Raw genomic sequence first — 7,291 nt, 5'->3', positions numbered from 1 at the left:
AAGTATGAGCATTACCTAAGAAACCCCTACCTCTAAGGTAGTGGGTAGTTCATGATTTACTTTTGAGATAGCAACTGGATAGCTTTATGGCAACTCTATACCAATTACACAGTACGATGGACACGCTCAGACGCAGCACTGAGGAAATGGCTCGCACATGGCACAAAGGTGATAGCATTGTTTTACTCGGTACAACGGTCGCTTTTGTAGACTGGTTTAGTGCTTATTTAGCCGATAATGGCATAGAAGGCATCAGTGCTATTTATGCATTGACTGATGATGTCGCACAACTGACAACCAACACCTCTAGCAAGCTCCAGTTAGCAGCTAAGTTATCTGGTTTGTTGACTGATGAGGAATGGGTCAATCTGACCCAAGAGCATAATAGATACGATAATGATGTAGCATTTGACAAAGTAGTGACCATCGCCTTATGAATAGTGTGAATACGAACCCACCCTCCACTACAGCAGTCAACGTTGAGTTAGATCAAGACGGGCACCTGTGTGATCATACAATTTGGACGCCTGATATTGCTCAACAACTGGCTGATACTTTAGAAGTGCACTTAGGTGCCGAACACTTACTGATTTTGCAGCAAGTGCGAGCATTTTTTACTAAATTTAATCACGCACCGGCGACACGGCCGTTGATTAAATGGCTACAAAAAACCCTGCCTGACAACGATATTAGCAATCAAAAACTGCAACAGCTTTTTAAAACAGGGTTGGTAGCACGCCATGTCAATCGTCTTTCGGGTCTACCAAAACCCCCTAACTGCTTGTAATACTATAATTTTGATGCGAACTTAGGACATAACCTCAAATAAAAAGCACTGCTTTGATCAATCACCAAATCTTTATTTGGGATCATAAACTGTCAAGGTCTCATAGCCGACACTTCGACCTTCATCGCCAGAAAATCTTTGCTGGCGCCAGATCTCATAGAGACATATCGCCACACTATTGGACAAATTCAAACTGCGTGAATCCGCCAGCATTGGCAGCCTTAGCCAGTTATCAGATCCAATGTCTTCACGTATATCGTCTGCCAAACCTGCCGTTTCAGACCCAAAAACCAGTGCCACATTAGATCTTTGGTCTACATCAGGTTCTTGATTAGACGCCTGATGTTCATCCTCTAATTGCTTTCCAGAAAAGTCATAATCATAAAATGGCTTGCTTAGCTTAGTCGTCAATGCAGTGACGACATGACAGTCAGCTGAACGCAACGCCTGTCTCGCCGCCGACCAATCATCATGTACTTGCAAATGCGCGTATTCATGGTAATCCAATCCTGCACGGCGCAACTTCTTATCATCAAGCTCAAAACCCAAAGGTTTTACCAGGTGCAGTTGCGCACCTGTATTGGCACATAAGCGAATAATATTGCCCGTATTGCTTGGCATTTTAGGTGCTACCAGCACGACATGAATGGTCATATTAACTCCATAAGCGATCAAAGCTGATCATATATATATTTATTAGCAATAAGTAATCAAAAATTACAGTTTGCTGCTGATAGTTACAGTTTGCTGCTGATAATTACATTTCAGTACTGTGCACCGTTTTCAACTTTTACTATGATGACGTCAATGGATAGCGAGATGTTCTGTATACATCACATGCTTATCTATCGATCTACAGTGAGGCTTGAGAAAATTGGTCAGCACCAAAATTGCTCAGCGTCATTGTCACTACTTATAACAACTAATTCGTTTTGAGGACACTATTATGAAAAAAGTAATTATTGCATCATTGACCGCTATGTTTGTTTTAACTGGTTGCAACACATTCAAAGGCCTAGGCCAAGACGTATCGAATGCTGGTAACGCTGTTACTGGTGGTGCACAAGACGTAGAAGACAAAATCTAAGCAGTAAGGTTTTAGTTTTTCTAAAGGGCTTATCACTCAATGTGATAGGCCTTTTTTTTCATATTACTGCCACGTTTTTAGCCACGCTTCGATTTTTGTGCATTAGCAATATACCACCCTATAAAAACTCGCGCAGTATCTGATTAAGATAACGCTGTCCCAACACGGTAGGCTGTAACCGCTCAGTATCGTCTTTTAGCAACCCCTGAGTAACCAGCTTCTCTACTTGTTCTGACACTTCATCGTAACCAACTCCCGTTCTACCAGTAAACATCGACCACTCTATCCCATCATGTAGGCGTAACGCATTGAGCATAAACTCACTGACCATCTCATCACTAGCAATCGCTTTCCAGCCAACCATTTTCGGTGCATTTTGGCTCAAAGCAGATGAAGTGGAATCACTCTGATGGTCCATATAATCTTTAGGCAACCGCGACTTACTAAAACGGTAGATACCAGACTCAGTTAATAAGTGATGCCGTGACTCTTTATTCGCTTCTGTCACATGATGCGTTGACGGTTCATCATCAGTAGTCACTTTAATAGTCGCTCCAATAGCCACTTCAATAGTCACTTTGCCATGCGCACCAGCACCGATGGCCAAATAGTCACCGAACTGCCAATAGTTAACATTGTGCCTACAGGGTTCATCAGACGTGCCTACCCAAGCAGATACTTCATAATTACTATAGCCCAGTTTCTGCAATAATGCCTGACCGCTCTGCTCAATATCAGCCAAGTTGTCTTCATCAGGCAATACCGGCTGGCTACGATAAAACACCGTATTGGGCTCAATTGTTAGTTGATACCACGAAATATGGGTCGCACCGGCATCATGTGCCATCTGAATATCTCGTAGCGCTTCACTCATCGTTTGCTGAGGCAGTCCATGCATCAAATCAACATTGACACGTTTAAATCCCGCAGCACGAGCTGCATGAATCGCTGACAGCGCTTGTCCTGGATCATGGATACGACCAAGAGTTGTTAGCTTATCAGCAGCAAAGCTCTGTACCCCAATCGACAAACGATTGATACCCACATCCAAGTATTGAGCAAATGGCGCGTGTTCCAGTGTGCCTGGATTGGCCTCCATCGTCACTTCGATATCGTCAGCAAACCTAAAAATGTCACGTAAACCAGCAAATAACCGCTGATATTGAGCGATAGGTAGCAATGAGGGCGTACCACCACCGATGAAAATTGAGCTAATCTCACGTTCTTGCGCCAATGCTTGCTGCAGGGAGGCGTCTGATAGAAGCACATCAACATACTCATCATACATAGATGGCTGACTGTCATCTTTCAACTCGTGTGAGTTAAAATCGCAGTAAGGACATTTTTTTACACACCATGGGATATGTATATAAAGTGCCAATGGGATATCTTTGACCTTTATCGCCGACATGTCGTTGGTAACATTGGTGGCATTACTATCATTGTCGTTACTATCATTGTCATAGCGAACAGGTTTGGTGTTTGACATAGCGAGGGTATCTATAAGCAGGTAGGTATAAACGGCTGATTGCTGTTTTCAACAAAGCTGACTGTTGTCTTCAACAAAAAGTAGCGCTAGGATAACGGCTACAGGTAATAAAGAAAAGTGTCATAATGATAAACTATCAACAATGCACTAAAAATTGTTTAAAACACTCAGCGTTTAAGCTACTGACCGACAAAAAAAACATAAAACCGCCTGCTTGGAAGTTATGAATAATATGAGGTTTAGCACATATTACTATCCACAGAATATTAAGCAGTCGAAGAATAAGGAATTTAAGTATGGCTTATTGGCTGATGAAGTCCAACCCCGCATTTTTCGGTATTGACGATTTGCAGCGCTTAGGTTCTGACAGTTGGGATGGAGTACGCAACTACCGTGCTCGCAACTTTATGCGTGATGATATGCGCGTCGGTGACAAAGTGTTTTTTTACCACTCTAGCGCCAAGCCCTCTGGTCTGGCCGGTATCATGACGGTGAGTAAAGAGAGTTACCCTGATCACAGCCAGTTCCATCCCGAACATCGTCACTACGACCCCGTCGCAACCGAAGATGAACCACGCTGGTATATGGTAGATGTCACTTTTGAGCAAAAATTCACTGACGTCTTACCTTTGCGAGAGCTGAAATGCATCCCCGCGCTTGAGGACTCATTACTATTAAAAAAAGGCTGTGAACAACTGACCGTTATTCCTTTAGAACCCGAACATTGGCGAGCTATTATGAATATGGCACAGGTCCTTAGCCTATTGCCTGATGACGTTTCCTAGCCTTATAAGATAGCTAGTTCTACAAGACAACTGGATCTATAGGATAACTATTTTCATACCATTAATTCATAGCTACCCATGCCAAAGCAGTACAAATTTTGCTATATTTACAGCAGTAAGAGGATCCATCAATCTCTAATCCCGATACGCCTGTATACCAGTCACATACCAACTACTAGGACTCCTTTATGAGCGCCCCCAAGCTATTACTCTCTGTACTAACTGCAAGCATCTTCAGTCTGACACTCAGTGCTTGTGGCAGCGATGGTGACAAGATAGAAGAAGAGCATGACCGAATAGAAGATCAAATAAATGACGAATATGATCGACTAGAAGACTCTATCAAAGAAGAATACAAAGAAGTTGAGGACAAACTCAGCGACGACGAAAAAAGCATGGCTGAAATTTTGGAGTCGATATTTATACCAGAAGAGTCATTTGACAACTTCTTAGACAAATTAACGCCTGAAGGCGGCCGTGGTGGCTTATACGTAGGACATTTCGTCGAGCTCAATGATGGCAATGACAATGATATCGACATTGGTGCGGTATACTTCGACATTAGTAACGATGGCGCGGGTAGCGTCGATGGCAGTTTCAGCTATCAGCAAAAGGCTTGCCAAGAAAACAATTCTTTGGGCATTAACTCTGCAATCAAAGTTGATAACTATATCGCTGGCAAAGTCACAGGCAGTCTTGACACGCTTGAATTTTTAGACATTAAGTACGTCGATGAATTGGGAATAGAACCCCTAACCTCCTCACTACCTTTGCTGGCAGCTTTGAAGAAGATGAGGCAGGCGAACCTTGGAAAGGCAGTTTTGAATATCTAGACGGTCTTGGTGGCAGCACCTTGTCAAGTGGCGAAAACAATTGCAATGTGACTTACACCATCAGCGACCGCTCAAACTTTAGTACCTACCCACTTGATTATAGTCTCGACGATATGGATCTTGATATCAGCGGCAATGGCACTCAAAAAATAGTGACTTGGGACAACCCAAGAAACACGCAGCACATATTGGTCAGCCAGATTGATGTCGACAAAGCAGAAACTGGTTCTAATGGCTATGTACGAAACGTCGTATTTAGTAACCTTGAAACACAGTTTTCGCCTGTTATTCCAAATACATCAACCAATTACGCTATCATCGTTCAAGCTTTTGATGCCAATAATACAATGATTGGTTATGAAGCTTTGGTACAAGACTTACCTGAAGGACGATAAAGCAAGCAAAAGTGATGCATACCAACCCTGCACACCTACAGGGCCGTTAGACAGCAAGCTACTCATAAGTGGATAATGCTGATGGATACTCTACTGTTTAAAAAGGTGATGTCATCGCCATGGTTGCTTGATCGAATACCGACAGCAACCTCCATAACTTGGGTACGACTAAAGCATTGACATATTGGTGTCGCTTCTTTACTATCTTGTCTAATAATGACCTGTCAACTCCTGTTTTGGATTGACGGGTTATTTTTATTTTAGCGCATTAATTTTTTTAATCCTCCACCGACAGCACGTTGGCTTTGAGATTTTGCAATCTAAAAACAATAAAACCTACCGATTGACTGGTTCGCCTACGCCTAGTAATCACTGTAGTTGTATGAAACGGTTTTATCGCCCTACTATTAATTTATTGCTGGCATATTTGCACATCAATCGTCATTATTTTGAAGAATAAAAAGTTGCTCACTATGGATTTCCCATTATCTTTTAGAGATTTTAAAAGCTACAGCTTGCGCTTAGGCGTTCTGGCATTTCCTATTTTAATCACTCAGTTTTGCCAAGCAGCACTTGGTGTGGTGGATTCGATCATGGCAGGTCAGGTCTCCGCGCTTGATTTAGCCGCTGTGGCCGTTGGTTCTGGTATTTGGTTACCACTTTTTTTATTAGCCACTGGTGTTTTAATTGCCACTACTCCGCTTATCGGTGAAGCGATAGGACAAAACGAGCACAGCAAAGTACCTCACATCACTCAGCAGTCGCTATGGACGGCAGGTGTTATCGGTATTCTTGGCTTTATTATTGTCAACTTGGCACCCAATATTCTTGGATTGATGGGTGTCCCCGAAAACATCCAGCCAATTGCGTCACAGTATTTGCATGCGGTGTCCTTTGGTTTCCCGGCACTAGCGATTTATGCAGTGCTTCGCAGTTACTGTGAGGCGCTCGGTCGACCAGAGCCAGTGACCATCATCAGTATTATTGGTCTACTTGCCGATATTCCACTTAACTTTATATTTATTCACGGGTTATTTGGCATGCCTGAGCTTGGTGGTGCGGGCTGCGGCGTGGCGACCGCTTTGGTACTATGGATCAATGTACTACTACTGGGCATCTATACCAGTTTTACGAGACGTCAACAGTTTGCTAGCACTCGGTTTTTCTACGGCTTTGCCAGTCCAAATCGCCAACAGATCAAAAAATTGCTAAAGCTTGGCGTACCCATTGGCGTCGCTATCTTTTTTGAAGCCAGCTTGTTTAGCTTAGGTGCACTTGTTATCAGCCCACTAGGAGAGTTAGCAACAGCCTCACACCAAGTAGCGCTGTCCGTCACCTCTCAGTTGTTCATGATACCCATCTCAGTTGCGATGGCACTAACTATCATGATATCCAATCGTTTTGGTGAAAAAAACCTCCTTTCGCTGCGACAAGTACAAGCCACTGGACTCGTCTGGGCGATATTGATTGCACTTACCTGCATGCTCGGTATTTGGCTATTCAGACCGCAGCTGGCTGCGGCATTCTCTGACGATCCAGAAGTCATCGCCCAGTCCATGCACTTGCTGATATTTGCACTAGCTTATCAATTATTTGATGGCTGGCAGGTCAACGTTGCCGGTATATTGCGTGGTATGCAGGATACAACTGTACCGATGTGGGTGACGTTGTTTTGTTATTGGGTGGTCGCACTACCGATGGGTATTTATTTGGTACGCTTCACTGATGTTGGTGCTCAAGGGTTTTGGATGGCATTAATCACAGGATTATTCTTGGCCTCTATTTTATTGACAATACGCCTTCGCTACCAACAAAAACGTTTGGCTATGGCTTGGGGTTAATATCAATAGATCCTCACTCAATAGCACCATCAGTGAATTGTTATATTAGTACTAGTACTGGTCACCCACATCAA

At 43.2% G+C, this 7,291-nt stretch carries 9 protein-coding genes; 7 read left to right on the top strand and 2 right to left on the bottom strand.

All coding sequences use genetic code 11. The features are described from left to right. The first annotated feature begins 86 nt into the window (after positions 1–86). Both L0J61_RS07830 and L0J61_RS07825 read left to right on the top strand, forming a co-directional pair. A complete protein-coding gene (locus L0J61_RS07830; RefSeq protein ID WP_301465857.1) occupies positions 87–437 on the top strand; it encodes a hypothetical protein in 351 nt (116 codons plus the stop codon). Continuing rightward, positions 434–787, top strand: a complete 354-nt coding sequence (locus L0J61_RS07825) for a TusE/DsrC/DsvC family sulfur relay protein (protein ID WP_301465856.1) — start codon at positions 434–436, stop codon at positions 785–787. Before L0J61_RS07830 ends, L0J61_RS07825 begins: the two co-directional genes overlap by 4 nt. Positions 788–859: 72 nt before the next feature. Here the strand turns inward: L0J61_RS07825 and L0J61_RS07820 are convergent, their stop codons facing one another. Then, complete coding sequence (locus L0J61_RS07820; RefSeq protein ID WP_301465855.1) at positions 860–1,441, bottom strand: tRNA (cytidine(34)-2'-O)-methyltransferase; 582 nt, start codon at positions 1,439–1,441, stop codon at positions 860–862. A 292-nt stretch (positions 1,442–1,733) separates the two neighbouring features. Here L0J61_RS07820 and L0J61_RS07815 point away from each other — a divergent pair, with 292 nt between their 5' ends. Beyond that, positions 1,734–1,874 carry an entericidin A/B family lipoprotein gene (locus L0J61_RS07815; protein ID WP_301465853.1) on the top strand — a complete coding sequence of 47 codons (141 nt, stop codon included), beginning with the start codon at positions 1,734–1,736 and terminating at the stop codon, positions 1,872–1,874. A gap of 118 nt (positions 1,875–1,992) precedes the next feature. Here the strand turns inward: L0J61_RS07815 and hemW are convergent, their stop codons facing one another. Continuing rightward, positions 1,993–3,285 (bottom strand): radical SAM family heme chaperone HemW, encoded by a 1,293-nt coding sequence (gene hemW, locus L0J61_RS07810; protein ID WP_301465858.1) that lies wholly within the window; start codon positions 3,283–3,285, stop codon positions 1,993–1,995. Between the two features lie 374 nt (positions 3,286–3,659). On the opposite strand from hemW, the gene L0J61_RS07805 reads away from it, so the two are divergent. The 4 genes from L0J61_RS07805 (at position 3,660) to L0J61_RS07790 (ending at position 7,217) form a co-directional block, all read left to right on the top strand. Next, entirely contained in the window at positions 3,660–4,148 is a 489-nt protein-coding gene (locus tag L0J61_RS07805; RefSeq protein WP_301465851.1) for an EVE domain-containing protein, read from the top strand. Between the two features lie 188 nt (positions 4,149–4,336). Continuing rightward, on the top strand, positions 4,337–4,981 hold the full coding sequence (locus tag L0J61_RS07800; protein WP_301465850.1) for a hypothetical protein: 645 nt from the start codon (positions 4,337–4,339) through the stop codon (positions 4,979–4,981). Positions 4,982–5,028: 47 nt separating this feature from the next. Further along, positions 5,029–5,376: a hypothetical protein gene (locus L0J61_RS07795; RefSeq protein ID WP_301465848.1), complete on the top strand. Its 348-nt coding sequence runs from the start codon at positions 5,029–5,031 to the stop codon at positions 5,374–5,376. A 473-nt stretch (positions 5,377–5,849) separates the two neighbouring features. After that, positions 5,850–7,217, top strand: coding sequence for an MATE family efflux transporter (locus L0J61_RS07790; protein WP_301465847.1), 1,368 nt, complete (start codon positions 5,850–5,852; stop codon positions 7,215–7,217). Positions 7,218–7,291: the final 74 nt, after the last annotated feature.

It is taken from the genome of Psychrobacter sp., assembly GCF_030457785.1.
Taxonomy (GTDB): domain Bacteria; phylum Pseudomonadota; class Gammaproteobacteria; order Pseudomonadales; family Moraxellaceae; genus Psychrobacter.
Note: the sequence above shows the minus strand (reverse complement) of the source record. Positions and strands in the feature narration are given on the sequence as shown.